This window comes from Microbulbifer epialgicus (assembly GCF_041447265.1).
Taxonomy (GTDB): domain Bacteria; phylum Pseudomonadota; class Gammaproteobacteria; order Pseudomonadales; family Cellvibrionaceae; genus Microbulbifer; species Microbulbifer epialgicus.
On record NZ_JBGMEK010000001.1, the window covers coordinates 91,129 to 117,737 of the forward strand.

Genomic DNA, 26,609 nt, shown 5'->3' on the forward strand with positions numbered 1-26,609 from the left:
AACTTGGAGGCTAGCGTGGCTAATCCGGAAATAACGCTAAGTGCGTCGGATTTATCTAAATGGGCTGATAAATTAGCAGCGGAAGATTGGTCATTCTCAACCTGGAAATATCTTTTGGGTGATGCGGCGCTTATAGGGTTGTGGGGTATATTTTTAGTTACTCTTATTGCCCTATTGTTACCGCATAGCAGAAAACGACTAGCAATCGGCTCTAGAATGAACATCAATCTGGGTACGATATTTTCCGCATTTATCATTACGTGGATAGTTGGAATCTTTGGTCATGGTGCTATGTTCGGGCCAGGTCCATATAGTTACTGGTTGTATCAATTTTTAGGCGCAGACTTATTTACTTCTCTGTCAGATTGGAGTTTTCGCTACATGACTCTTTTGGGTTTATTATTCTCCTAGCTTTCCCAGTTAAAGTAACTTAATAGAAATAGAGAAACGGCATGCTCAGATGTTCATAGAGCATGCCGTTTTTTTATGAAAAGAAGTTTAATGTTAGAAACCTAAATAATTTTAGGTACTTGGGGATAACATCTTACTGACCTTGGACATTCCTTTAGAAGCTACATTCTTAGCTGAACCACCTAAACTTGGCTGATTAGGTCCTGGCCCACCGGTAGGTCCGCCAGTTGGTCCGCCAGTTGGTCCACCAGGCTGACCGCCCATCATATGTCTGTGTCGTGAAGTTCCATCAACGGCTTTCGCAGCACCTCCAACAAATATACTTCTACTCTGTTGCTCGTTATTTGCTTCTCCTAGATTTTCGGCACCTCCTCCGATATAGCGAAGTACTTTATCAGCAACTTCGTGAATTAGCCCATATGCTCTATGAGCAATCTGAATGATTAGTGCTGTAAATATGGCGAGAAAAGCAACTAATGTTACCAGGCCGGATACATGACCAGCGTTCATAGATGACATAGCAGGAAGGAACAAAAGCATCACTACTTTTCCCATCACTATCATTAGAGTCATAGAGGAGAAGAAGCCAAATAACATAAGAGTGGGGCGCAAAAATAAGGATAACATTACCATATATCCGGCCATGGCTCGTTGTCCTACAAAGCCATTGCCCTCAGGCATAGCGTGAGTAGCAGCCCAAATAGGTGCAGCAATAACAGCTTCAATTAGAAGAATGAACCAACCAGCAACTCCCATAATCCAGAGAATCATGGGCGTAGCAGGAAGATAAAATGCAAGCATGATGGCAATTGGAAGAAGTAAAATCCCAGCTATTACAAGTAAAGTTCTACCCTCCTCAATTAATGACAGAATAGGTGATGCGATAGCCATAGCTGCCCCACCCGTAAAACCGCCAGTAGCGTCTGCAACATCCGAGGCTGTATCAGCGGCAACGTACACAGGTATTGAAGCAAGATAACCAATTTCAACCGCAGTAATTAGTGCGTGACCCACGTTTGCCATTCCTGAAACTGGATCAGGATTAGTTAATGCCAAATCAATAGAAGCCTTTGACATACTTAAAACTTTATCTAAACTCCAATCATCCTCAGCATAACTACTTCTTTCTAAAGCACTAACAGTATTTCCATATTGATCTTGAACTTGCATTTTCGAGAAGTAAGTATTCAGAGCTGATTCAAATGTAGAGTAATCATCGTTTTCCCGAGCATCTTCAGTTGGGCCTTCCATTTTTGGCTTGACGTTAACCATTGTCTGAGTTTCCGCATTAATCCTCTGGAAATCCCAATACCAAGCACCAGCTGTAATCCAGCCGGCGTCACGTGCTCCCATAGTGGTTCCCGCTGCGTCAGGATTTGCACTAGCCCACTTGTTAATTCTGATTGTCGCAATTGATGACATTGCCTCATTAGCTATTCTTTCATATTCCGTTTTATATAATTGAATAGCTGTATTAAACGCAGTAATGTCCGGATCAGGCTGAGATTCATCGACTGCCTTTGAAACTATTGCCCTTGCAAGAGGATCTAAATCTTCATCTAAATTGGCTGTTATTTCTACAATACTTTGTTGAAAGGAAATAACAGCCGGCTCTATAGCAATTCCTTCATCGATTTCAGCAAACTCCAAAGTAACTGAACCACACGGGTTCGCACCATAACTTCTAGGGACACCATTTGGGAATCCAGAAAGCCAAGCAGAGCTATAGGCTAAACCAGCACTTGCTAAGTTATATCTACTATCATATCTTTGCTGAACACGATGGTTTGCAACAGCGGGGGTTGATTGAGTCTGTCCATTACTGGCCATGTTAGAGTTTTGGTTATTATTAACCATCTCGACTGGTTTTTCTTCAATATTGACATGCCTATCTGCCGTATTCACTCCATGCATACAAACCCGAGATTCGAGCATGCTTTTACCAATATTCTCGTAATTTATACTGATTGTTGGTGGATAAAGTGACCCGGTGCCTGACATGTAATCAAGAGCTCTTTCCCAAGTTGAGTTAGCTAGTCCAATACCGTGCCCGGCGAGCCAAATAACGCCCATCTGCATCGTGGAGTAACCACCGGAAAAAGGTAAAACGAGAAGGAGGGCGCTAATCATACGAATGGGAATCCACATGGTGGAATATGTTTTTCCAAGAGGATTGCCTTCGTGAGCGGAATTAAGCGTGCCGGTCACAAAAACATAGCTGACTATCAACCCCGTAAAGACAAGCATACCTGTATTCAGTATTTCAGATAATGCGCCAATAATTGAATCTGGGTTGGCTGGACCTGTCCCACCAGTAATTATATTTATCGCATCGCCGAATATGTACCTAAGATATTCCAAGCTCTTATCCGTCGGGTTGACGTCGGTAATAGAAGCGAGGGAGGGCTCGCTCAATACCATAAGAGCAACAACTAAACATATAGCTTTTCGTGCAACTGTGCTGCCCATTGGGGATTCCCTGCAGTTTTCGTTAAATCAGTATCTCAACTTTTAAGTACTTTTGCCTTGATCAATACTTGATCGAAAGCGCATTATCAACGGTCAGATTGTCAACTCATACACATAGGGTCAATGTAAAAGTGCACATTTATGTAATTACTTAACTGGAGATGGATAAACAATGTCGAGAATGATTGATTTGCAAGACAAGGAAATTAATGATCACTGGGATAAGGTAGAAGAGGGTATCTCCAATATCCTAGAGAACATGCAAAAAAAAGAAACATGGGCTCTTGATAATAATGAGGAAATAAAAAGTGCACTTATAAAATGGGCCGCTAATGTTTCTGATGGACAGCTTGAGGAACTAGTCGCAAATAAAATGGAACCTCTCATAAAAGTATTTGCATTTACTGGGTGCAGGCGAGCTCTGTATCTACTACACAAACTAGAAGAAAGAGTACCAGGTGCTACCCACGAGCTATTGATGGAGTCAGTAGATACAATTGATGCCGGTATAGGGGATGTTAGGCCCTCGAAAATCATAAGGGACAGATTAGTAGCATTATTTAGAGTTGATCTTTTGGAAAGAGTATTTTCCGAAGAAAGATCAGAAAAAATTAAAACTGCAATACAATATACAACTGAAGCCCATGGAGGTATTTATGGTTAATTATAATAAGAAAATAATTAAGGTATTACCGGTTATCATTTCCATACTCGGCGCACAATCCAGTATTGGTAGCACCTCGATCGCAGACCAACAAAAACAACAAGTTGAAACACTACTTGCTGATATGAATCAGAGCGCAAAAGAGGTAGCTGACACCGTGATTTCTGATCCCCAAAGTGCAATTGATGGCGGGTGCTTAAGTGATATTCAAAGTATTGACTTAAGTGTTTTCGCTGTTGATTTCACAAATACATGGGGTGCGCTATATAACACTATAAAAGACGAGATAATAAATCAAGGGTGTACTGCAGCCACAGACTGGGTGAATAGCCAAACAGCTGCTTTAGATACAAGTTTACAAGCACCTTTCGGGCTTGGCTCCATAAGTGTCTCCCAGGGAACAGCTTTAACTGATTGGCAAAGTGCTTTGGCCACCGATGTAGAAATGGATAGCACTGAATTGGCAACTCAAGTTACAACCGAAACTCTCGGTCAAGTACCACCACCTGGAATAGTTTCTGGAGCTGTTAAAAAAGCTTCAGCAAATCAAGATACACCAGGGCACAACAAAGAAGAGTGGGAAGAAAAACTTGAGGACGCCTTAGACTTTAAAACTCTTTGGGAAGAAAATAATTAAAGTGGGAAGTAAAATGATGAAACATTATATTTCTATTGCGGTGGCTATAACATTGGTGATCAGCTCTGGCCTAGCAAAGGCCGGATGTGACCCATGCATACAAGCTGCTGCTCAATCAGCAAATGCCCAAATGACGGCCGCCATTAATACTGTTACAACATCAGTTCAAGCTAATGTTTCAGCAACACAGGCTTTGAATGCCTCATTACAAGCAGTAAATACGTCATTACAAGCCACTTTGAATTTGAATACTCAACAATTACTCCAAGGCTTATCAGCATCAACCAATAGAATAGAGCTATCAATTCATCAGAATTCCAAAACTGTTGAAAGAATGACTGATCATACAGTGAAAAGTATGGTTTCTGCCTTGAAAGAAGTAAGAATTGCTGAAGAGATTGATAAAAATAATAAGATATATAGTGATGAACTAGCACAGCCTCTATCAGGTGAAATAGGAGCAAATAGAGCCCCCCTTCTTAAAGAAGGGTTAGTCCATGCCAATCAAATTTGGCAAAAGATGACGGAAGATATGGATGCATGGAACAATAATACCGATGATGTTGATAAAGCAGGAAAAGGAATGAAAAAAAATCTTCTTCTTTCTGAAGATGAAGATGTATGGAATCCGATCCCCCTAGTCACTCAAAGGCAAATAACAGCTGAAGAATCGATTGACATGCAGAAATTGCTAACGATGCTTGTAAATCCGGTTCCATTACCAAAAGCAACAGATGAGCAGATGGCAGCTAATCCAAAAGCAAGTGCTTATGAATTAGAAAGAAGAATTCATAATGCGAAATTAGGGTTGATTCATGCTGTTTTATCTAAAACGATAGCAGATAAGCAACCTCTTATTCCGATTTCAGAGGAAGACTGGCAGAAAGGGTATGTTATGGCAGAGCCAGATGTGAATGGCAAAGTCTCCATAATGAGCATGCTTGAATCTGAAACAATCGGTAGGATTGGGTCAGAAGGATGGTATCAGGATATTAAGACAAAAACGCCAGCTGGTATTGTCAGAGAACAAGTATATCAGCAAGCAATAAATAATCAGTTAATGCTTCGCCTTATTAATCAAGAAGAAGAAGAGTTATCAATGTTGGCTCTGATGGCTATCTCAGAAATTGAGCAATCTAGACCAACATTACCAAATACGCGGAGGTAGCAGAATGATAAAACTGATAAAATATACAACCATTTTGTTATGTGCCGTCCTCAATTCACCAATTGTAAATGCCAATTTCGGGTTTGGACCGTGCTGTCCACCTTCCGTATGTGGGATTATTCCTTGTGATAGTGGTTGTGCTGGAGCTGCGATAAACCAAATGGGTACAAATGTATCCAACTCACTAACGCAATTAAATTCCGCTCATCAGAACTTAACAAGCGCTGTACAAGACTCAATTGATTCAATGTCTGATTTGGGTACAGACATTAATGATGTATTAATACAACAAAATCAAGACCTCTTAGACGGGTTTAGTGCTTCTACAAATAGAATAGAGCTTGCGAATCTCCAAGCTCTAAAATCCTCCGAAGCAAATACAGAGCATCTGGTTAGATCTTTCGTTCATGCTTTAAAGGAAAGAGAAGTAGCACGTGCTGTTTCAGAAAATAATTTAATCTTTGGTGATGCTTCCCAGCCAGTAAGTGGCGAATCAGGTGCTGAACAGGCTGAAGCTATAAAACGTGTAAACGTACAAATAAAACAGTTACTTGAAGAGTCAACGAATGGATTTATGTCGTATATAAATGATTCAAATAACACTTACTCAGGCGCTGGTATTGGCCAACATCAAGTAAATGCGCTGAAGTCAATAAGTGAGTTCAATAATCTAGCTTCAATATTAACAAAAGATGTACTAGATCAGACTGATTTTCAAAAACTTCAAGTTCTAATCGGACTCATAGTTTCTCAATATCCACTTGCTAACATGGAACTTAATTCACAATATGTTGATTATGAGTTAGAAAGAAAACGTCATATTTCAATGTTAGGAATTGTATATAGTTCTCTGTTAATTCCTGCCACAGCCAGAACCGGATTAGTCAGTGGTGAGTGGAAGAAATATTACCATGATACTGAAGAGAATGAAGAAGGATATCTTGGATTACAAAATCTTTATGATGCAGAAGTCAATGGAAGATTAACGGACCCAGAGTGGTGGGCCTCTGTGTTAAGGCTAAATCAAACTGGACTAGAGCGAGAAAAGATATTCCAAATGGGGCTATCTCTTCAAATGAATGAAAGGCTAAGCTCTATTTCACAGAGCTCAAATCAGCTAATGGCTGTTTTGCTTGCTAACAAATCCGAATCCTACGCCAAAAATCTATTAAAGAAATATGAAAATACAAAAAGTAATTAGTTGCATATTTTGTTTTTTCCCTATCATGAGTTTTGCGTGGCAACCCTGTATGCCATTTTGTGACTCTGCTTGCGGGGGTGTTGCACTTCAGGGGCTAGGGAGTTCAGTAGCATCTGCAATGCAGTCGCAAGCTAGCTCAAATCAAAACCTTCTAACTGCTATAAATGACGTTACACAATCAAGTGTAGACTTTGGTGTCGATATGACCGATGCATGGACATCGTCAAGTATGGATATACTAAGTGGTTTAGATGCAAGAACAAGCAAAATAGAGCTTGCGCAAGCAATGCAAATCAAGGCATATGAATTGTCCACTGATACAATAAATAATATATTTGTTCAGTCACTAAGGGAGCAATATACAGCAAGGAAAGTTAGCGAAAACAATCTTTTATTTTCTGAAAATGCGATGCCAGAGACTGGTGAAATTGGTGCAATAGCTGCGTTAGAGTTCAAAGAAGCCTATTTAAAAACACACCTACATGCTGATGAAACGACGAAAAATCAGATTCATTATGGGGAAGAAATCACACCTGGTGATATAAGTATCGCTCAAAATAAAAAGATATCAAAAAGTGATGAAATATTTAATTCAGCAAAACTTTACTGTGAAAAAACTTTAAGTAATGAAGAATTGAATAATTTCCAAGTTCTTATTAGCTATATAACTAACCCTAATCCTTTGCCACAATATTCGGCGAATGATTTGTCATCACCAAAAGGTCAGGATTATGAGCTAAATCGTAAAATATATAATGCTAAAGTCAGCATAGTATCAGCAATAGTTTATGAGCTGATATCACATAGAGCACAATTTTCATCTCCAGATTGGGTAAGATCTTATGTAGATCGAAGCTCGAATGAACCAAAACTGAGTATAACCGAAACATTCTCAAGTCTGGTTAATGGTCGAACTACTTCAGAAGGATGGTACTTAAATACAAAATTAATGAATGAAACAGGTTTAAAGCGAGAATTAACCTATTTAGAGTCAGAACGAAATGCACTCCTATTTTTACTTACACAAAGAAGGGAATGGCGAAACCAACTATTATCAATAATTGCTTTAGGTAATATATCAAAAACTGGTGAGGAACTGGAGAGAACTAAAATCTAATTTAATTGCACTATATTTAACGCAATTTTATAGAAAATGATTAACTATAGTTTAACCGGTTCGCTGCAGCTCGTTATTATATATTAAGTAATCAATTTGTTACAAAAGGGTTATCTCATGGCCGATGTTCAAGATATAGAAAATATTACTAAAACAAACAAAATATTGCGCACAGGGATAGATTCTACTGAGCTAGAAATCCAAGCTGAATCAGACGGCCTTTCGCAACATGACCGGCAGTTACAAATTGAATATGAACAATATAATAATGAGGGATTAAATGGCGAAACCCAAGACATCTTAAAACCTTTACTAAGTGATGACACTGATGAAAACGCATCTATACCTATGATGGCTATTGATCAGGATGCCGAGATTAGTAGTATTGTTGAGGAATTGTCAGGGGGCAGGCCAGGGGAGGGAAGAGAAACAATAGAGGAGGAGCTAGAGGAGGAGCTAGAGGAGGAGGGATTAAAAGACACTTTAGGGGAAAATACTGGCAAATTATCAACTGATGTTGATCCATTACCAAACCTAGAAATAGAGCATATCGATGAAGATAAAAACAAGGACAAAGACACTGCTAAGATAGAAAATGAGACTTCTACTATTGATGACCCGGTAGGTAAAGATAGTGATCAAATACCATTTGACGATAGGGAAAAAGGTTCAGAAACAGACTCAAAGTATGAAGTCCCAACCAAAGACCAACCGGAATCTGATATCAATGAAAATCAGCAAATGAACGCTCCATTACCAGGTCAAATGGTTCAAACCAATTTAGCTGGTGGCTTAGGTCATGCCTTTGGAAGTGTTTTGAACGGAATATTTAGTGGAATTGGAATGGCTTTAGGTTCTGGGTTGGCTGGAATTAAGCATACTAAGAATGCTCTGGATATAGAGTCAAAACCATCGGTATCCACCAAGTTTGAAGCGGGTGCACATTTTCATTTTAATCCAGCAACTCGAGCTGTTAATGATTCTTTTAACAATGATACAGTCAATGAGTGGAAAAAAAATCGGTTAGATAGTGAATTTGATAGTTTACAGCTAGATATAGATTCTCAGTTAAGTGCCATTGATAAAATGAAAAAAACTGAATGGGCAAAAAAACTAAAGTCTATTGAAGAAAGTAATGATCCAGAAACAAAAATAAGAGCGCCCGCTATACTTAATATGGCAAAAGCTAAAATTGATTTCAAAGATGCAGATAAGGATATGAGTTATTTTATAGATCAAATACAGCAGCGCTCTGAACGAATCGCCACAATAGCTAAAGAATCAAATCAAGGATATGATAGATTGGAAGAAATGATATCTAAATGGCAAAATGAAGCTAAGATTAATCTTGAGGAAATTTCAGAAGCAAAAGAAGGGCAGGGTTTCTTAGAGAGAATTCAAAATACGGCAAATGCTATAATTTCAAAGCTAAGAGCTATTTTTTCTAAACCATCTAATTCAGTAAATATTTAACTACTTATTAGTACATTACCAGCCACACCTAAAGCCATCAAAAATATCAGGCTTTAGGTATGAGTAACTTCGTTAAAGTATTAATGAAGTTTGTCTAATGCTTCCCACAATTCTTCTACATCTTCGGCCTTAGAGACTATATCTCCTGATGGGTAAACAACCGCATCTGTAACCCCATCAATTGACTCGACAGCGCTTATCTTAGCTTCGGTAGAGCTTTGACCAGCTAGCGTATTGATCTCTACCATATTATTATAAATCATTTGTGACTTAGAAAGACCGTCATGATTTGTAGCAGAAATAAATATCCAGTGATTCTCAGCTTTTGCTAAACTCTTTTGAATTTTATTTTCGAGTCTTGATATTTCATTTATACCTTTAGAACTTTCACTAGAAATGACCTTTCCTGGCTCTGGTTGTTTGTTCTCTAGGGGATTACTTTGGGTTGACGAGCTTCCATTTATAAGCACGTCAACGTTCATCCCATCGAAATCTTCAGATTTTGAAGTAATATGCTCATGAGATGTATTAGGAGGGACAGATGCTTTATCTATAGCAGGAGATACTATTCCATTATCATTAGGAACAGCTTCATCAAGCTTATCAATAGAAGAAGATAATGTAGTTTTTTTTGTATCTAATTTTTTAGAAGGTATCTGACTATTACTAATATTGGCTTGATCACTATCAGAGTCCTCTAAGGTTGCAAGAAAACGCCAAGGCCATTTAGATTTAGATGCAAAAGAATTTATTCCAGCTAAACGATCAAGGGAAGGTATGTGAGGAATAGTTTCTTCACAATCATCATTTAAATTTCTTTCGAGATTAATATTTCTTCTAACTATATTTTGCAAAATATCAATAGTATCCGGATCTGGACTTTTAATTTTTAGCATTCTGTTAATACGAAAATTTCTTATCCATTTTTTCTCACTTAAACCCCAATGAAACATCTGAGCTCTATGTATATTTGCCCGTTCGAAAATATGCGCCTGACCTTCCGATTGCTCTTTTAAGTCAAGGAGATTGATTCTATCGGCTTCACGTATACTTGCACTTAAATTAGCTTTGTATGGGCTTAAACCGTCAATATTCTGATCCCAGCCGCCTCCTTCAGCAACTTTCATTGTTCCTCCAAGCTCTTTAAATCTTTTCCATGTTGTTTCTGGGTCTTCAAGTTTCATCAAGACTTTTTGGGTTGTATTGCCAAAAATCATATCAGCTTCTTCTTGGCTAGCTCGAATAAAACCCGCAAGGTCCTGACCTGCAAAAACAACAGACACACCAAGTCCACGACCTTGAGTGGCCGTTACCGCAAAACCCTCAACCGCAACTTCTGCATATTCATCAACAATAATAATAGTAGGTATTCTCAGGTCTATAGGAAGAGCCTCTATGACATCTTCGTAATCGCCCTCGCTTTTGCCACCTAGGCCTCTGGCCATAGCCGAGCGTATGCTTGAGAGAACAATTTTACCAAGTGCAGCTCTCTCTTCACTTGCCTGTTCCATTGCAGGAACTAGTACTATTAATATACGTTTATTTAAAACTATATCTACAAAGTCCGCTTCACCCAATTCTGTCTCATAAATATGTCCATAAACACCGGCAAGAGAAGCTAAAGTTCTTGCGAAGTACCCTTCAGCAAAACCAAACTGTCGATGTACCTCCTCGGCTTGTTTATCAGGAGATAAGTCCGGATTAAAACCAGGTAAACCTTTAAGAAATCCTCTGATAATCTTTAGAGACTTATCAGATAAGGATACATTCGGATAATGAATACCATTTACTTCGATGTGATTTTTTGCGAGAGACATAAACTTGTCAATCGCAATGTACTCACCGATTAAACTAGGATAAATATTTAAAACACCTTTATCGCGAAGCTCCACGAGAGCTGGTAACAGTGATCTAAGGATAGCAATAGCACGATCAAGAAAATATTGATTATCTCCACCTGCCTTTGGTAATAACCCAATTAATGTTTGTTCTGCTGTATTAGCGGTACCTTGAGCAAAAGGATTTGTAGTATTTGATAACCGTTCCCAATAACGCTCTTTTCTAGCACGATTACCAGTAATATAGCTAATTACGCGTGAATCGTCTTCACGGCAAAACATACGGTTAAGGGTACCAAATTGATATAACAGCTTAGGTGCGGCTTTAGCATCTACATAAATTGTTCCACCACCCATGCAAAAAGCTGTACAAGCAGATAACGAAACCAGAGTTTCTGTTTTACCTGACCCAGTAGTGCCTATTAAAAGCATGTGAGTTAGGAGATCTTTACCTGTTAACCAAAGCTCAGTTTTACCTCTACGAAGGTTGCCGAGTAAAATAGTCCCACTAGCTGGATAGTATTGATTCGAAGATCCTGGTACAGGATTATTATAATCTGTTTGTTTACCAAGTGATGCCGGAAGCTTCATTGGTAGTGAACGATTATATCTACTACTTCCTGACCAAAGAGCAAGCCCAATAATAGCTGGTATTGATATACAAGATATCAGTGGACTATAAAAAGGTCCGGCAGTTAAAAGTACTACCGCTCCAAGAGATAAATCCCACTTGGGTAATTCTTGTCTGATGACATCGGAAATACTCCGAGTATCACGATAGGCGAACTCTCTTTTTATACCCTGATGTTGTTCCGGAGCACGATATTGAACTGACATGAACTATCCTCTATCAGTTTTAGGAAGGTCTTCTGCTAAAGGAAGCCAGCCTTCAGTGTTTCTCAAATAGTCTTCATATCCAGCAACAGCGGTATCAACAAAAGGATGATATAAAGGACCTTTTGCCTTTATTTCTGCTAATTTATGTGCGCGAGGTCCAGCGCCTTCAGTCCAAGCACATTGCCCACCCTCCTGATTAAGTGAATACCAGAGGTTTCTGTCTACGACTTTTAACCAAATAAATAATGATGTAGCAAGACTTCCCTTTGTCCTCGCTGCTTCCAACAAAACAGCCATTACAGTATTTACATAAGCGTGATTTGACAATATTTCTTGTACACTATCAGCATGTTCATACTTGGCAATGACGTCATCAACTCCATTAATATTAATGAAAGCGCTTACAGTAGTTTTGTTAAAAAATAACCCGCTTTTTTTGGGAGGTATCCAGCTTCTATTGAATTGATCAAGTAGCTTGATAGAAGTATCCTTATCAGCACAAACAAAAGCAATTAATGCTGCGTACAGCCCCCTAATAAATGGTGGTAGATTATCCGAACTAGTCCACACCTTACCAAGTTGATTTATAAATACACGTTCTGTTTCTTTTGTATCTAAAATACAACGATTATGAAGTTTAGAAATTCCTTTTGAATAATTATCTACTATGTATTCATAGCCTTCTTTATTTTTATATTGTTTATTAAATACTGGAGTCACTATCTCAGAAATTAAGGCTCCTCTAAAGTCCGTTTTATATGCTTTAATAAGTCCATTGATGATCGCAAATCGTATAGGAGATGCCTCACGTCTAAAATAGCCTGTGTCAGGGTCCTTTTTCAATAAATTTTCAATGATGGCAGGGCGAATTTGGGGGAATTGATCCATTGATAGCTTGGCTAAACTCATAATATTCATGACGCGGTTCATTCTTGCGGTTTTCGAGCGTTTTACGATATATATAATGGATATTACAGTTAAAAAAGGGAGTAATATTCTTAATGCATAACTGATAACTTCAAGAAGCTCTACAAATTTTTTAAACTTAATTTGAGATGGATCTATTCTTGGAAGCCAATATTTTAAGTTGGGTAATTCATTAATAATTTCTGCTGGAATCAGCAGGTCAACTGTCTTTGTGGAAACTCCTAAACTTATGGCAATCTTGTAAGAATACGCGTGAGTATACTCAATTACTGGAATACACCACCATGCAATTTTTACTACAGCGATGGATAGATATGTATGGAATGTGAACCACAATACGACAAAAAGTAATGCAAAAACAAATGCAACACCTATCGCTATCATTGTAGTGTCATTACTACCATTGTGGTTTGTATTCCTAGTAACCATAGCTATCACTCTCTAACAATGATTTTAAATTTTCAGTGAAATCAACTTGATATTTTTTATTGTGTTTGGGTGTTTTTGAATGATAATTGGCAACTGTCTTTACAAAAATACCCCACTCGTTATAAACATCATCACCTACAACATCAAAATGGCCTTTTATTAAATATGCCCCTGAAAATAGATTTATACACCCATCATAGCGAATTTCTAAAGGTGTAATACCAAATGAATCATAGAATAACTTCCAGTTAATACTATTAATTTGCATTGGCCCAATATCCCAAGTGCCGTTACTATCATTGTGTCGTATGTGACCTTCGTAGGCACCTTCTGTTAACAAATAGGTATCTAAAATCAACTCTGGAATATCTAACTTTCGTGATATGTTTTGTTTACACTTTTGAGTTATTTTTTTAATTTGATATTCTTCATGGGAAGCTTTAACGGTGATGGATACTAGTTCTTCAAAAGGTAAATCGATCACGTTTATCAGTCCTCTTTTCTTTTTTTCAGTTCATCTAATTTTGATATGAGCCACTTGTAATCTTTCATTGTTTTATATTCAGCAATAAAGCCCACAGTAAAACAAACAACACTTGAAACGAGATATGGGTTAAGCCACGAAATAACAAATTTATCCTTATAACCTGGATGTATCCCTAAAAAAAGAAATAATACCCCCATTATTAGTAAAGAAGCCCAGATGAATATTGATACTATATTAACCTTTAACGCTGATGTAACTGATTTTAAGCTAACTTCCGTTTCTTGATTTGAAGACAAAACATTTTTTTTAAGATCTGAAATGGAGAGCTTTGTCATCATTCCAAAACGATATCCTATAGCACCAAACATATTTGCGTAGCCTTTCTTGTAAACAGGATCTCTCCAAAAAGCTATCGGTGAGGTGAGTGTTCTTTTAAATCCCTTTGGCTTGTAATAAGAAAGAGGTAGAATCAACCCCAAAGTACGATCTTGAATCTTTTCTGATTTTTTAATTTGAATTGAGTGGGCATAGGCAATAGCCCTTTCTTCAGCCTCATTTTCTGAGGCCGCCCATACTGTTATATTACATTCTTCTGTTGTATTACCACTTTCAATAACTATTGGTACTTCATACAAAATACCCTTGCCAGATCTTATTAGATAAAAATCATAAAATCCGTCAATCAATGATCTAGCATATTTAAAATCATAAAAAATATTAATTAGTGATTTTGACATCAGTTAACCATCCTACTATTTACATAAATAGCAGTAACAAATGAATCCATTTCAGCTGAGAAGCGCCTAATAGACTCCCCAATTTGAAACTCGTTAGAAACCTTATCGTCGCTAATTGCATTTAATCGTTGTTGGCTTTCAAATAACTTAAAGTCACAGCTAATTACCGCTGCAAATATTTTACCGGCTTGTATAGTAAAATGGTGCCTAACAAGGTCGGCATCTTCATAGGGGATATGAAATTGCGACAACTTATCAATGGCTTTTTCCACAGAATCAAAAACAGCTTTTATGGAAAGCTCATACGAATGATTATGATCTATAGATGATGTAATTGACTGCAATATACAAAATATTTCCGAACTTGCGACAATATTTGCAACTAATTCATAACCAGACAACATTGAAAAATCATAAGATGAATATTCCGAGCTAATTCCAGTATAAGTTAATGCTTGTACTATAGCCGAGGACCATTCCTCATATACTTCTTGTGATGCCTTCCAGTTTTCAGTAACAACTTTTATGCAGAAGGCATTAATTGCTGACAAAATTTGATCGTCAACTTCTATAGACAAAGTAGAACTGACCTCCTGAATAAGAGACTTTGCAGCGAACAGCATTTCATCAATATCAGAATCAATGTTATTACTGTCAGAAAGAAGTAGGGCGCTTACTATAGGTCCACATGTATTAATCCCATTAACAATCGAAGTTAATGGCCTAGAAACCGTTGAAGTGCTCGTTTGTTCTTCATCTTCCAGATCTCGAAGAGCATTTAGAGCATTTAGAGCAGGATTATTTTCTCTCACCTGGTGCCCCTTTGAATTGTTGCTTTGAGGCTACTTGAAGAGCGCTATGCAGTTTTTGAGAATTACCATACTGAATATCATTAACAGGACTTAATGAAGGCATATAATCAAGGCAGATTTGGTTACCGTAGTATTTTGTCCCAAGAGTCTTCGTTAGATCGATGCTTTCATGAAGCACCTCAACCAGGAATGCAAGATTACTTGATAAATGTAGATTGTTTTTATTCATTACAACCCTGGTAACTAGAAGCCCCTTGATATCCTCCTCAACTTTTAAATCAATACCGACGCCTGGAATATCTGTTAGACCAGATGCGTCTTGAATTTGTTTTGCACGCTCAATAAAAAGTGGAAGTAATCCATTACCTTCCATACATTCACCAACAGTAAATTTGCTGTCTTTTAGGAATGTAGTATCGATTCCTATGCTGTTTGCATAGTTTGTTAAACAACTCGATATAAAAGTAATTACTGAAGCGCTTCCACCTGGCTCGGTATACTCACATTGACTACAGTGAGACTCTCTACCACCAACCTCCGGTGACAAATTCATTAAGTTATTGCATCGTGGACATTTTTCTAGATATGAACTTGGAGTAATTAATTTATTCATGATTACCATTCTGCATGATTACACTCTGGAAATTGGTTACAACCTAAGAAAATACTTGCAGGCTCCCCTTTTTCTAAATTCTCTTTTTTTATTTTTGTGATTAGAATACCTTCACGGCTCGATTGAGCACATTTAGAGCATTTTTTACCATGACCTTCAGTAGGATATAGTGGGGAATGTTTAAAATCTTTATAGATAGTATTACAATCCCTATTAACACATTTCCAATAATTCCCAAATTTTCCACTTCTACGTGTAACGATCGATTTGCATTCCTTACATCTGTATTTATCATCGATACGTATATTGATATCTGGAGGGTTTTCCTTGATTTTCTCTATTTGTGTTTTTGTCCAACTCCTTATATTTGAGTTAAACACATTATGATCTAAGTGAGCTTCAGCGACTTTCCTTAATGCAGATTGCCAGATTGCAGTCATTGTTGGAGTCTTAAAAAAAGACGGTATCGGAGGAAAGACATCTCTCCCGAATGAAGTTACTATAACTTTATTTCCTTCCTTTCGAAAAAGACCAATCTTTCTACATTTCTCAATATGATCTGTTCGAGTAGCCTCGGTACCGATACCATCAGTTAATTTCTCACTTATCTCGGAGGCTTCTACATATTTCTGAATGTTCGCTAGAGCACTAATTAAGGTACCTTCTGTGAAATATTCTGGAGGTGTTGTTTTCTTACTTAATAATTTTGTTGATCTTACTCCAACTTTTTGTCCATAAATAACCTGAGGAAGATCTCTTATTTTTTTTGTAGTATCCTGTTTATCATTAGAATCATCTAAAAAAGACTTCCATCCATTATTTGTAACTATTTTTCCCTTACTTAGAAAGTAATATCCCTGTACAGATGTGGTTATTGTTGTCAATCGATATTCATGCTTTGGTAAAAACTGGGAGATAAAACGGCTTGCAACAGCAGTGTAGACATTTTGAAGTACGGTAACATCTTTGATACCGTAATTATTCTTATCTTTCGTACTTAATTTATCAAACTTATTGAAGTCTGGTGCACAATCTGTAGGAACGATTCCTGTGTGTGCTTTTGTGTTAGCATCATTGTAACATCGAGGTCTTGGGGAAATGTTTATACTCATTTCGCGTAGGTCTATGTTCATTACCTTTGAACAAGTTGAAAGTATAGAGGGGGCGTCCTGATAACTCCCTTCGCTTAAGTATGAGCAATCAGTTCGAGGATAGGTTAATGCAGTTAGGTGTTCGTATAGATACTGTGTAGCTCTTTCTACTTCTTTAACAGAATAGCCCCACTTTTTGTTACAGTGAGATTGTAGTTGAGATAAAATAAACGGAAGAGGAGCAGACTCTGTTTTTGACTCAGTTGTTAGCTCTTTGATCAAACCCTGTCCACGGCTAATCGTACGTTCCACAGACTCAACTAGTTTGCTATCTAAGCAATATCCCTGGTTATCTGTGAGCTCATTAGGTATTTGCCACTCTCCAGAATAAACTCCATTGGAAGATGTAAAATCAACCTCCAACTTATAATGTGAGATTGGCTTAAAAGTATCTATTGCAAGGCAACGATTATATACAAGTGTGTATACGACCGTCTGTACACGCCCCAATGTGAGAGTACCAGGGTAACCCTTAGCCTGTGCTAAACATGTATAGAGCCTTGTAAAATTGATGCCTACAACCCAGTCAGCCTCTGTGCCACATTGAGCTGATAAAGAAATGGGGCGATAGTCAGAATTAGGCTTAATCTGGTTGAAAACTCTCTTAAGACCTGAAGGTGATAGATCATCTGGCCATACTCTGAAGACCGGGCCTTGAAACCGAGAGTGTCTGATGGTCAAATCTACAAGAAATTGTCCCTGTGGGTCTGGGTCACCACAATGGAATACTCTTGAAGCTTTAGCTAATAATCCATTGACAACTTTAAGTTGCTCAGATTTGTCTCCCTTACCGGATGTGCCTTTTCCAGACTTATTAGGTCGATATTTAAATTCTGTGGGGATTATAGGTAGTACATCGATTGACCATGGGCTTCCCCAGGTGGCCTCGTACTCTTCAGCGTCATATAAACCATAGAAATGACCAATACAGTGAGTCATTATCCAGTTTGGACCTTTAATATAGCCCTGACATCTCTCTAGCCTCTGCCCATTGGCAAGATATTCAGCTAATTTTTTTGCTAAAGATGGTTTTTCGGCCAAATATAGATCATATCCGTCCATAAGGCTCACACATGTATGTAATATTAACTTAGTGTGATTGACCCAAATTAAACGAGCAATGAATAACTTTCAAAAAAGCAAGTTTCTATGCTTATGTGCAGCGTTGCGGCTGGTTGGAGGCTAGGTTGGCTATTGCTTTATTCCTATTATGTGATTTAGAACCTCATGCCCCTAACTTTCGGAGTAGTAGTGGTACTTGATACTGAATCCTGATTTCGTCTATTGTCCTGTTTAACCTTATTTAATTGTTCTTCATCTATAGAATGAGCATTGACTATCCGGCGTTGTTCTTCTATTTGTTGCTTATTCTCTTCAGAATTACTGTTACTGTTTATGTTATATACAACCTCCTTTTCTAGATTTATATTAAGATATTTTCCAGTCTTAGATAACATACGCTGTTGAATTGCTACATTACGTACAAGATCGGTTAACTTGGCATATATAGAATCTACATTTAATGAAATATCACTTTGACTTCCCGAAGGAACTAAGCGATAAGAAGCACCTTGCTGAAAAATGGAATAACCTGGAGGAATATTATTTTGCTGTTGTTTGATTCTATCAATGTGATCATGAACCATTGATAGTAATATCTGTGCAGCTATTTTTTGTTTTAGTGAAGTATCTGCGCAATCATCAATTACAGCATTAAAATGCTTGATCAGGTCATTTGGATAACCGTAGAAATTTGATAGAATTTGTTTAAATCTATCTTCTATTTCTAAATCATCATAAACAACCAATTTATTGGCTTCAATATCCTTAACATAAACTCTACCATTTATATCAGAGGAGGATACAGGAATTGATGTAGTACTAAGACAATGGTTTCCAGCTATGTTGCCAAAAAAAAGCTTTTCAGATTCAATCCATACTACTTGAGTACTGTCAATTAAGTAATTAGGCTCTCTATTAGTTTCTGAATAATTTAAGGCAGCTACTAAACTATCAAAGGTGATGCTTTCAGACAATTGAGAATTTCTATTGCTTACCTTCCAGTTTAATTCTTCACCTGAAATGAGTGGAGAAACACGTTTAAAGGGTTCAATTTCTTCGAGCTTGGATTGAAAATCACTCTTAGATAAACCAGATAATGCTAGGATTAAATGCCCAATTATTAATTCACTTGGATTTGAGGATCTAACGAAACCTAAAACATCCCTGACATCGCTAATTGAACTACATATAGTGCTGGGTGTAGGAAAATTATTCACCAATATAAAATCGTGAGTATTGTCTATTTTCCTTTGTGAGTCATCCCGACATTCAGAGTGAATGTCTAATGTTTCTAAATGTAAATTAGGTTTGTCTTCTTTATCAGCAACAATTTTTCCAAACATAAATGTTGTTCTATCATCCTCAAATAATAAAACTATATCTTCGGTTTTTAATTCGATTGAACCAGTTTGTACGGGGTTGTTATTCGTAAAATCGTTTCCTCCATCAGAAATAGAATCACCATAATAACTCTTTGCGATCTCTAAAGCCCCCGGTTTACTTTTTGCGACCGCATCCAACACTGCTTGTTCATGTAAATAATGACCTAGAGACTCATATGTTCCAGATGCTATTTCTATTGGTAATTTCTTTTTCTTCGATTCAGATAGTGTATCCATATACATATGGTTAAGGTTTTGAAAAAGATTGGAGTAATTACTTTTTTTACCAAGAGTATATTCATCATAAATCTTGATGGCATTTACTGGATTAAGTAGATAAAAGTGGTCGATAGAAATTTCTTTTTTTGTATCTTCACTATAAAGGGGTAGGTTCTGTAAAAAATATTTTGCGGAATTTTCTAGTTTGCTAAAGTTCGAGTCCTTGTTCAAAATCTCATTCCAAGATTCCATTCGAAGTCCAATCTCCAGCCGATTTATTATTAAAGCGAGTTTAGTTTTTAAGTCTTCATCTTTGTTGTCACCAATTATTTCAACAAAAGGATCTTCACTAACAACTGCTTTCATCACTACGGGGTCAAATTGCAGCTTATCAATTGGAAATGAAGAAAAAGCTTTGAGCTCCATTAAAGTACTTAACGTCTCGCTTTTTGTTGCCCCAAGCCATTTCTCTATAACTGGGTCTCGATCAGTAAAGCCCCTTATAACTCCTATATTTTTATTTATAAAATCAGTAAAATTGTTAAAGGTTGTATGTGGCTCTAATTCATTTGAACCAATCTTGTATGAGTGCCAATTATTATCACTGTGATGAATGATCAATGAACCCCCTGAGTCATCATTAAAACATGCATAGCCATACTTCATTATCCATCTCTGAATAGGATTGCAAACCGAGATAAGAGCTTGATCAGATATCGGAATTATGTTCTGTGTTCTTAGATTTTCAATGTCAATAGGAGTAGCTGTACCAAAAAGACGGTCACTAAATTTGGAATAATGAGTAATCTCAAAGGGGAGTGTCAAATTTTTTAGATTTGAATTAGAAGGCAATAAATATTCATATTTATATCTAGATAATGAACCTTTAGATTTATCGTAATTGTCGGAATAAATCATTTTTGATTCTTTTTTGTGATTAATACCTATTGCAGTGGCAGAACCATTCTCTATGGAGCTTTCTATAATTATCTTGTGTAAGCTGCGGTCTATGTCTGGGATAGATTCTATAACATTAAGTACACCGTCAATTTTTTTTCTAAGTGCCGCATTGTCTGCATCAATTAAGTTTGAATCGATTAAGTCTAATAGTGTATTTTCATCATGTACGAAAGAGTTAATTGATCGATATGCATAGTTTGGAACCTTTCCAACCATATCATGGTAGTTAATTGTAGCTTGGATATAACTATATTGTGCTAATCTAAGTTTTGATATATTACGTAAATTAATACTATGTTCGTAGAGACGTTCCGAGCGATCTTGATGGCTACCACTGGTAGGAATAGAAAAATGCGCTAACAAATCAGTCAGGTCTGTATCGTCTAGGTCTTGTAGTTCAGCAGTAGACAGATTTGAAATAGATATTCTCATATTCCATTGTGATAGTAATTTATCGACGATGGGACCTAATTCTTGTCCATCTAAATCACTTACACCATGAATATCTGCAAGTAAAAGAATCGAATCACGATCATAAGTTTTAAGAATGAACGATTTATCAATTGTGCTCAAGTCCTCACTGAGAATTGGATGTATCACTCGGAAGGAACTTGGAGAATTCAGCCATTCCTTGAAAGGTGGAAGATAATTACTTGTATTGTTTGATTTGTCGTAGCTTGAAAATAAGCTATCTAATTTCTTAAATTGTGGACGTATAGGCTGATGTTCATCAATTTCGTGTGGTATAAAGCCTCCAACCCTATGAAGAACTGTATCAGTACTTTTTCTGTTATTTATTGTCTGATAGATAGATTCATAAAACTGAGAAAGTGATTTATATCCAGCATATTTTAGATCTTTGAATGCTTCAGCCTTGTTGATAGTATTTTTAGAAGAACTAAAATACGGATTTCTTTCTATTAGAGCCCCATCTAAACTAAAGAAATCTTCAATATAGTCATCATATGTGAGTTCTTTCGCTGCTAAATCAGAAGTAATCTTATATAGATCTTTATAATTTGCTTCAGGATTTTTATAAATAATTTCCTGCTCAGCTTCTTGCTTCTTCAATAACAATTGATATTGCTGTTCGATGAATAATTTAGAACTATCTGGCAGAAGCATTCTATATTCTGTAGAAAGTATTTCAAGAACTTTATCTACTTCAATTCCTCGGTTGGCCCACTCTCTAAATCGTTGCCCTAAGTTTCCTTTGATATTACTGTCAACAGATTTTTCTGTTGGGTTAATATCAGTCTGGTCTTTATTTTCATATGACTCTTTTATTCTTACTGAATCTTTAGGAGAAGAGATCTCTTGACCATATCTAATTTCCCGTGTTCCATTTCTAATGGAAAAAATATCATTTTTAATTTTAGTATTAGCACTATTATTGTACTGATCGGAAAGAGAACGATATAACTCATGTATTGAACTAAAGTCCGTTAAATGTTCCAAATCATTTGAGATTAAATCATAATTAACTTCTCCTTCCATCAAATATGGATGTGACAGTTCACCCTCTAATTTCTGTTTTCCTGTAAGGTACTTATTAAATGTTTTAAAGGTGGTTGCACCATTAATTCCAAAATAGGAATTAATAAAACTTTCTAGATCTTTGACTCGTGATTTAGAAACATCGTTATAAATCGCATAAAAAAGTTCGCTGGTGCTATTAACTTTACGTGGTGTCCAACCTATAATATCCTTCGCGGATGACAGATATTTCATATCTTGTCTATAGAGAGAGTCATCAAAAGATCTACTAGAAATATCAAAATATGGACTACCAGGTTGGACAATAAAGTGATCATATAGATCTTCGGCCTCAAAACCTTTATCAACTACCAATCTAACAATTTCAAGTAGCTTATTTATTCTCAGATCTTGTTCACTTTTTAGAATGTTATCTTTCGGAGTTTTTTCCGATACTTTTAGATCTGTGTCCTTATTATTAATTTCAGATAATTCTGAATTCTCAATAGTTACGGTGTCAGATATTTCTTTTTTATTCAGCTCTTCCAGAAGAACATCTGGAGAAATAACGGGATCGTTAGGTTTCGGTCCAGGATCTAATTCTGAATCTTTACTGCTATCTATCCGTGATGAAGCAGCTTTAGGTGATTCTACCGTCACGTTAAATGCAGATTTATCAGAATCAGTCAGGTTATTTAAGTCTACCGTTGGATTTTCTGTAGTATTTGGCAGGGTTTGGAGACGATTTACAATTTCTTTAAGTCTTACAACAGTTGATTGTTCTAGCTTAGACCTAAGTTCTTCATTTTCCAAAGCAGATAGCACGCTAAGACAAGCGCCATTTACAGCTTTTACATGTCGTGTCTCTGGATCTAAATGTTCAAATGATTTCAATGTACGACTATAGAAAGCCGAAAAAACGAAATCATCATCATTTATTATGCTTTGCTCACCTCTGAATAATAGCGAGTGGTGCGCGAGAACTATATTTGCACGACTTTGACCTGAAATTTTAACAGCTTCATCTAGTTTGACATTCTCTATAGGCATCTTTGCATTATCTGAAATGCTGTCAATAGACTCGACACCTCTTGTTGTTGATATATAATTTCTTAAAGACTCTTTAATATATGGTAATGCGCGATCATCAGGTAAAACAAATCCATATTCTGAGTCTTTGAATGTTGGATTTGAATATGAGATTAATTTATATACACTCTCTTTAAAGCTGACATCTCTAAAATCGCCTCTAATTACATATTTTTGATCTTTATGTTTAGAGCGTGACTTTGTGACATATAAGCGAGGTGAACCAGTTTCTCTATAGAGGTAACTGTTCATCAACCTTATCACTCTATTTGGAGCTACCCAACCACCTAGGTGTTCATTAAATGGAAGAAAATTTGCTCCGACAATGTGTTCAAGAGCTCCTTCGATTGAATTAGAATTTTTCCCTGTATTATCCTTAATCAGAAGATATTTTTTTTTCCCGCTTCCTGTTTCTTCAGTAATCGAAACCGAGAAATTAATATCATTTGGTGTATCACTTAACAACTTATCTTCTACTTCATTTCTATTCTTGTGCGCTTCTGATTCTAAAGCCTCTTTAGATTTATCACTTAGTACATTACTTAGATCATTATATGAGTATGTTATTAACGCACTAAAAAGTAATGTTCTGTAAATACTTCTTTCGTCTACTCCATGAGATCCACTTGAAATAATCTCATTTACGGCATGATTAATGCAATCATCTATCTTATCAAGACCAATAGATTGGATTTTTAACTTATTATATTCTAGAAGATCGTCAGGCGGCTTTTTAGTATTTCTAATTTGATGCTTAACGACATCCAGCCCCGCAATAACGTGTAAGTCGTTGAAGTCTGTCGGATTGCCATGAGTATCTAAACCATCAAAGTTTGGTCCAACAAATTCTGCATCATAATCACGAGCTGTTTTAAGTGCCGCGATTAATCCAACATTTCCATTTTTCTTATTATAGATGTCATTATCATGTGAGATAATAAATGGTGTTTCAGGATAGCTTTTTCTATAGATACCCACTACATGATACAAATTATCTTTATTAAAACATATTACGACAGGCGACTCGAAGTCTTTTGCGGCATAGTTGGTTAAACCATCAGCAGCACCTTCACAAAATATAATCGGCTTGTAAGGGTCTACGGTTCCAATTAGGTGGTGAGTACCGTAGGCTTGATCTGTTACACGGTCTTTAAACAGAGTACCTCTAATAGAATTTTTATTTGTTTTTTTACCTTTCTCATCAGCCCAATATTTCTCATAGATCCTCTGCGCGCCTAAAAAATTCATATCTATATCATGGGCAGGATATATAGAAAATATACCATTCTTATCTTCCCCTGTTCTTATCTCCATTAAGTGGAGGAGATGACTAATCCCTTTTTTTGACCAATATTTGTTTCTACCATCTTCTCTTAACAAATTTGGGATAGCATTTTTCCAATAATTGCGTGATTTAATGTCCTTTTCATTTTGAATACGAGCACGCTCTTTCGCTTCTGTTGCTCTTTTCACATTATCTTGTTTTACTTTTTCTAAATCGATATCTAGATTACTTACATTTACGTTATTTGTTATATCTCTGTCATATTCTTCCTTAAGAAACGTATATGCATCAAATGTGATTACATCATCTTTAAGGATTTTCTTATTAAAAAAATTGATTTTGAACCAGACGATTGAGTCACCTGGCTCGCGCCCATTTTTCTCCTTTAAATGGATAGACATAGCGACACTGCCTCTGTGTCCTACGCTTATGGGCCGTACGTCTGCAGATTTAATTAATTTCCCTTTCGTATTTGCTTCATCAAATAATGCCGCTGACTTAGCACTAGACCAGTCAATTCCAGCCTCAGTAGCATATTTTTCAATATATCCACTAAGGTGATCTAACATTGTGTAAGGATCTTTACCAAACTTTGCTTTCTGCCAATCAGAAAATGATATTTTTGTATTTTTAGAACTTCTATGGCCTTGTTTACCTTCAGGTTGTGGAATTTGCTGAGTACTGGCTTGGCGACTATGTGTGTTTTCACGTTCAAGGTTAACTAGCTCAGATGCTAATTTCACACGATAGCTTTCATCTAGAACAGATAATTCACCGTTTTTCTCCGCTCCGAACTTTGATAGGATATTATTTGATAGTGTTCTATAATGATGATTATGCGTATTACCAGAAAGCGTAATGTATTTTCTACCATCAATAATAATATCTTTAATATATAACGGTGAACTACCTGTTAGATCATATAAGGAAGACTCCACATCTTTTTTAAATCTGATAGGAAATGAGTATGCATATTTTCCTTGAACCCTAAAAGGCTTAAGGCCAGGAATAGCGTTCTCAATTCTATCACTATATTTATTAATTGAATCTTTAGTTCCAATTATCTCAAATGAATTAACGTTCCCACTACTATTAACAAAATCTCTAATAGACAATTCGGTATTTTTTTGCACTGCCTGTAAAGTATCAGGTGAACTCACTGTACTATTTTGCCTGTTAATAGCTGTAATATTTACAGGCATTGATTCGTTAGGTATGTGGTTCCCAAGTAAACCTGCTTGGTGATTAATCACTTTATTTCTTGGCAGAGGAACTTGTAATTTTATTATTCTTGATTTTGCGTGTTTTTCCACAGCAATTGCAGCTAATGAGTATGAGGGTATTACTCCTGATGCATCTGTACTTTTATAGTTGGGAAGTCTTGATAAGTCATCGACTAGCTTTTGGTTTCCAAAATCGTTTATTAGAACTTTCGTTAATCCAACGACTTCAACATAAGAGTTAGAGCTCCTCAATGCTTGTTGCGCAGCTGTTAACACAGCTTGTAATAAATTACTTTGTCTTCCCGGAGCAGGGTTTCTGTTCCAATGTGAATTCCATATCTGCTCTGGACTACTGCTTCTATTACCAAAGAACTCCCAAGAACTTGCTTCAATGGATCTATCATTAGAAATATGACCTATCCTTATCATAAATCCACGTGTACCCGAAAGATTAAGTGATGATTTCTCTTCTGGGCTTAATATACTTAACGCACTAGATTGAAGATCCTGTAAAGTCCTAACAGGAATAGGGCTTCCATCTAATACAGTTGCATCAATGTATGTTGACTTATGGCTTGAACGACTACGGTTCCTTATGGCTTTGGGAGATTGTGATATCTTTATAGGTGTTACATATACATCCTCTTGACCAAGGTCTTTAGATATCGGGGTTGCCCACGAAGCAATTGTAAACCCACTTTGTTCATCTTTTATATCTGCGCCAAAAATCGCAACAATAGAATTGGGTGGCGCATACGTACGCTCTCTTTTGGTAGACAGAGATTTGATCCAATCTCTTTTCACGCTATGTTTTTTTGCAACAACAATACTCTTACCATCAGGATGCCGATTACCGTAAATATATCCTTTGTTTTCGTCGTATCCTCTAATGGTAATCAGCATCCAATCATATTTAGATGTTTGCTCATTCACAGAACCACC

The 26,609-nt window shown here is 36.7% G+C and carries 16 protein-coding genes; 7 read left to right on the top strand and 9 right to left on the bottom strand.

The window, feature by feature from the left end; translation table 11 throughout:
* The first annotated feature begins 15 nt into the window (after window positions 1–15).
* A complete protein-coding gene (locus ACCI49_RS00545; protein ID WP_371837012.1) occupies window positions 16–411 on the top strand; it encodes a hypothetical protein in 396 nt (131 codons plus the stop codon).
* Window positions 412–522: 111 nt separating this feature from the next.
* On the opposite strand, the gene ACCI49_RS00550 is transcribed toward ACCI49_RS00545, so the two are convergent.
* Entirely contained in the window at window positions 523–2,880 is a 2,358-nt protein-coding gene (locus ACCI49_RS00550) for a DotA/TraY family protein (protein ID WP_371837013.1), read from the bottom strand.
* Window positions 2,881–3,052: 172 nt separating this feature from the next.
* Between ACCI49_RS00550 and ACCI49_RS00555 the strand changes: the two genes are divergently transcribed.
* The 6 genes from ACCI49_RS00555 to ACCI49_RS00580 all read left to right on the top strand — a co-directional run bounded on the left by ACCI49_RS00555 (window position 3,053) and on the right by ACCI49_RS00580 (window position 9,140).
* Complete coding sequence (locus ACCI49_RS00555; RefSeq protein ID WP_371837014.1) at window positions 3,053–3,544, top strand: type IVB secretion system protein IcmW; 492 nt, start codon at window positions 3,053–3,055, stop codon at window positions 3,542–3,544.
* Window positions 3,537–4,181: a hypothetical protein gene (locus ACCI49_RS00560; RefSeq protein WP_371837015.1), complete on the top strand. Its 645-nt coding sequence runs from the start codon at window positions 3,537–3,539 to the stop codon at window positions 4,179–4,181. The genes ACCI49_RS00555 and ACCI49_RS00560 overlap by 8 nt, the downstream gene beginning before the upstream one ends.
* A gap of 13 nt (window positions 4,182–4,194) precedes the next feature.
* Entirely contained in the window at window positions 4,195–5,349 is a 1,155-nt protein-coding gene (locus tag ACCI49_RS00565; RefSeq protein WP_371837016.1) for a hypothetical protein, read from the top strand.
* Window positions 5,350–5,353: 4 nt separating this feature from the next.
* Complete coding sequence (locus ACCI49_RS00570) at window positions 5,354–6,550, top strand: hypothetical protein (RefSeq protein WP_371837017.1); 1,197 nt, start codon at window positions 5,354–5,356, stop codon at window positions 6,548–6,550.
* Window positions 6,528–7,667 carry a hypothetical protein gene (locus ACCI49_RS00575; protein WP_371837018.1) on the top strand — a complete coding sequence of 380 codons (1,140 nt, stop codon included), beginning with the start codon at window positions 6,528–6,530 and terminating at the stop codon, window positions 7,665–7,667. Before ACCI49_RS00570 ends, ACCI49_RS00575 begins: the two co-directional genes overlap by 23 nt.
* Window positions 7,668–7,784: 117 nt before the next feature.
* On the top strand, window positions 7,785–9,140 hold the full coding sequence (locus ACCI49_RS00580; RefSeq protein ID WP_371837019.1) for a hypothetical protein: 1,356 nt from the start codon (window positions 7,785–7,787) through the stop codon (window positions 9,138–9,140).
* A gap of 80 nt (window positions 9,141–9,220) precedes the next feature.
* Here the strand turns inward: ACCI49_RS00580 and ACCI49_RS00585 are convergent, their stop codons facing one another.
* The 8 genes from ACCI49_RS00585 to ACCI49_RS00620 all read right to left on the bottom strand — a co-directional run bounded on the left by ACCI49_RS00585 (window position 9,221) and on the right by ACCI49_RS00620 (window position 26,600).
* Window positions 9,221–11,815: a TraM recognition domain-containing protein gene (locus ACCI49_RS00585; RefSeq protein WP_371837020.1), complete on the bottom strand. Its 2,595-nt coding sequence runs from the start codon at window positions 11,813–11,815 to the stop codon at window positions 9,221–9,223.
* A gap of 3 nt (window positions 11,816–11,818) precedes the next feature.
* Complete coding sequence (locus ACCI49_RS00590; RefSeq protein ID WP_371837021.1) at window positions 11,819–13,126, bottom strand: secretion/conjugation apparatus DotM-related subunit; 1,308 nt, start codon at window positions 13,124–13,126, stop codon at window positions 11,819–11,821.
* Window positions 13,127–13,160: 34 nt separating this feature from the next.
* Window positions 13,161–13,655 (bottom strand): lytic transglycosylase domain-containing protein, encoded by a 495-nt coding sequence (locus ACCI49_RS00595; RefSeq protein WP_371837022.1) that lies wholly within the window; start codon window positions 13,653–13,655, stop codon window positions 13,161–13,163.
* A gap of 5 nt (window positions 13,656–13,660) precedes the next feature.
* Window positions 13,661–14,395: a hypothetical protein gene (locus ACCI49_RS00600; RefSeq protein ID WP_371837023.1), complete on the bottom strand. Its 735-nt coding sequence runs from the start codon at window positions 14,393–14,395 to the stop codon at window positions 13,661–13,663.
* Window positions 14,395–15,207: a hypothetical protein gene (locus ACCI49_RS00605; protein WP_371837024.1), complete on the bottom strand. Its 813-nt coding sequence runs from the start codon at window positions 15,205–15,207 to the stop codon at window positions 14,395–14,397. The genes ACCI49_RS00600 and ACCI49_RS00605 overlap by 1 nt, the downstream gene beginning before the upstream one ends.
* Window positions 15,194–15,820, bottom strand: coding sequence for a hypothetical protein (locus ACCI49_RS00610; RefSeq protein ID WP_371837025.1), 627 nt, complete (start codon window positions 15,818–15,820; stop codon window positions 15,194–15,196). Before ACCI49_RS00610 ends, ACCI49_RS00605 begins: the two co-directional genes overlap by 14 nt.
* A 2-nt stretch (window positions 15,821–15,822) precedes the next feature.
* Window positions 15,823–18,033, bottom strand: a complete 2,211-nt coding sequence (locus ACCI49_RS00615; protein WP_371837026.1) for a DNA topoisomerase — start codon at window positions 18,031–18,033, stop codon at window positions 15,823–15,825.
* Window positions 18,034–18,188: 155 nt separating this feature from the next.
* A complete protein-coding gene (locus ACCI49_RS00620; RefSeq protein WP_371837027.1) occupies window positions 18,189–26,600 on the bottom strand; it encodes a primase/helicase family protein in 8,412 nt (2,803 codons plus the stop codon).
* Window positions 26,601–26,609: the final 9 nt, after the last annotated feature.

Excerpts from the sequence above, each read along its gene's own strand:
- ACCI49_RS00575 (WP_371837018.1), top strand. The coding sequence starts at position 6,528 with ATGAAAATACAAAAAGTAATTAGTTGCATATTTTGTTTTTTCCCTATC.
- ACCI49_RS00550 (WP_371837013.1), bottom strand. The coding sequence starts at position 2,880 with ATGGGCAGCACAGTTGCACGAAAAGCTATATGTTTAGTTGTTGCTCTT.
- ACCI49_RS00600 (WP_371837023.1), bottom strand. The coding sequence starts at position 14,395 with ATGTCAAAATCACTAATTAATATTTTTTATGATTTTAAATATGCTAGA.
- ACCI49_RS00610 (WP_371837025.1), bottom strand. The coding sequence starts at position 15,820 with ATGAATAAATTAATTACTCCAAGTTCATATCTAGAAAAATGTCCACGA.
- ACCI49_RS00555 (WP_371837014.1), top strand. The coding sequence starts at position 3,053 with ATGTCGAGAATGATTGATTTGCAAGACAAGGAAATTAATGATCACTGG.
- ACCI49_RS00585 (WP_371837020.1), bottom strand. The coding sequence starts at position 11,815 with ATGTCAGTTCAATATCGTGCTCCGGAACAACATCAGGGTATAAAAAGA.
- ACCI49_RS00565 (WP_371837016.1), top strand. The coding sequence starts at position 4,195 with ATGATGAAACATTATATTTCTATTGCGGTGGCTATAACATTGGTGATC.
- ACCI49_RS00580 (WP_371837019.1), top strand. The coding sequence starts at position 7,785 with ATGGCCGATGTTCAAGATATAGAAAATATTACTAAAACAAACAAAATA.
- ACCI49_RS00615 (WP_371837026.1), bottom strand. The coding sequence starts at position 18,033 with ATGGACGGATATGATCTATATTTGGCCGAAAAACCATCTTTAGCAAAA.
- ACCI49_RS00560 (WP_371837015.1), top strand. The coding sequence starts at position 3,537 with ATGGTTAATTATAATAAGAAAATAATTAAGGTATTACCGGTTATCATT.
- ACCI49_RS00570 (WP_371837017.1), top strand. The coding sequence starts at position 5,354 with ATGATAAAACTGATAAAATATACAACCATTTTGTTATGTGCCGTCCTC.
- ACCI49_RS00590 (WP_371837021.1), bottom strand. The coding sequence starts at position 13,126 with ATGATAGCGATAGGTGTTGCATTTGTTTTTGCATTACTTTTTGTCGTA.